Raw genomic sequence first — 1,985 nt, 5'->3', positions numbered from 1 at the left:
GGGCGAGCTGGCCCCAGGCCGAACGGTAGGAGACGCCCAGCCGCTTCGCCGCGCCCTGAAGCGAGCCTGTTCGATCCAGTTTGTCCAGCAGCGAGAGCGTGGCCGCGAGCGGGACCCCTGGCGGCCGGCGGATCCTCCGCGGCTGCGCTTCCGGTGCGGAGCTATCTGGCCGTCCCGGTGACCTCGCGCGGCGGCGACGTCATCGGCGGGCTTTTCTTCGGACATCCGGAGCCCGGCGTGTTCGACGACCGGACCGAGCGCCTGATCACCGGGCTCGCGGCGCAATCGGCGATCGCGATCGACAACGCCCGCCTGTTCCAGGCGCAGCAGGCGCTCAACCGGACGCTCGAAGCCAAGGTGGCGGAGCGGACCCGCGAGCGCGACCGGATCTGGCGGCTGTCCCGAGACCCCTTCCTGGTGGCCGACCGCGAGGGGCGCTGGCTGAGCGTCAGCCCCGCCTGGACCGACCTGCTTGGCTGGAGCGCGCAGGATCTTCTCGGGCGGACCTCCGAGTGGATGGAGCATCCCGACGATCGCGCCACGATGCGGGACTGGCTGGCCCGCGTCGCCGCCGGCGAAGAGACCGTCGAGCGCTTCGAAAGCCGCTTCCGCGGCAGGACCGGCGCCTATTCGCGCTTCTCCTGGACGGCCGTCGCGGAGGACGGGCTGGTTTATTGCGTGGCGCGCGACGTCACCCGCGAGATCGAGGCCGCCGAGGCGCTGCGCGAGGCCGAGGAGACCCTGCGCCAGGCCCAGAAAATGGAGACCGTCGGCCAGCTCACCGGCGGCGTGGCGCACGATTTCAACAATCTGCTTCAGATCATCAGCGGCAATCTCGAGGTCCTGCAGCGCAACCTGCCGGAGGACGCGCCGCGGCTCCGGCGGGCCGCGGAGAACGCCATGACGGGCGCCCGGCGCGCGGCCCAGCTCACCCAGCGCCTCCTCGCCTTCTCGCGCCGCCAGCCGCTCCAGCCGAAGCCGACAAACGTCAACGGGCTGATCGCGGGCATGTCCGAGCTCCTGAGCCGCACGCTCGGCGAGATCGTCGAGATCGCGATCGCCCCGGCGCCGAACCTGTGGCGGGTCGAGGTCGACCCGAACCAGCTCGAGAACGCCCTGCTCAACCTCGCCATCAACGCGCGCGACGCCATGCCGGAGGGCGGCAGGCTGACCATCGAAACGGCGAACGAGGCGGTCGACGCGAGAACGCGCGACATAGCGGCGGGCGAATACGTCACGATCAGCGTCGCGGATACCGGCGTGGGCATGGCGAGCGACGTGCTGGCGCGGGCCTTCGAGCCGTTCTTCACCACCAAGGAGGTCGGCAAGGGCACCGGGCTCGGGCTTTCGATGGTGTACGGCTTCGTCCGCCAGTCCGGCGGCTACGTGAAGGCGCTTTCAGAGCTCGGCGGCGGCGCCACGGTGCGGATCTACCTGCCGCGGCTGGTCGAACGGGACGACGCCCGCGAGAGCTCGGAGGCGCAGCCGGAGCCGGTCGAGCTCAGGCGGAGCGGCGGCGAGACGATCCTGGTCTGCGAGGACGACGACCATGTCCGCGCCTACTCGGTCGGCGTGCTGCGCGACCTCGGCTACCACGTGCTGGAGGCGCATGATGGGCCCTCCGCGCTCCGGCTGCTGGAGCGCCAGGACGGCCGGGTGGACCTGCTGTTCACCGACGTCGTGCTGCCCGGCGGGATGACGGGCGCAGCGCTCGCCCAGCGGGCGCGCGCGCTGCGGCCGTCGCTCAAGGTGCTGTTCGCCTCCGGCTATGCGCGCGACGCCATCGTGCATCACGGCCGGCTCGATCCGGGCGTCGAGCTGATCAGCAAGCCGTTCACGTTCAACAATCTCGCCGGCCGCGTGCGGGCCGTGCTGGAAGGCGGCGCCGGCTGAAGCGCCGGCGGCGTCAGAGGCACAGACGCCACTCGAGCATCCACTCCGGCTCTTCCTTCTTCGCCGAAATGAACCGCACGGTGTCTTCCGTG

The 1,985-nt window shown here is 71.2% G+C and carries 1 protein-coding gene; it reads left to right on the top strand.

The window, feature by feature from the left end:
- Positions 1-66 precede the first annotated feature (66 nt).
- On the top strand, positions 67-1,893 hold the full coding sequence (locus tag ACIKT0_RS17525) for an ATP-binding protein (RefSeq protein WP_407106628.1): 1,827 nt from the start codon (positions 67-69) through the stop codon (positions 1,891-1,893).
- Positions 1,894-1,985: the final 92 nt, after the last annotated feature.

The organism is Hansschlegelia beijingensis, assembly GCF_045505405.1.
Taxonomy (GTDB): domain Bacteria; phylum Pseudomonadota; class Alphaproteobacteria; order Rhizobiales; family Methylopilaceae; genus Methylopila; species Methylopila beijingensis_A.
This window is presented reverse-complemented; position numbering and strand designations above follow the sequence as displayed.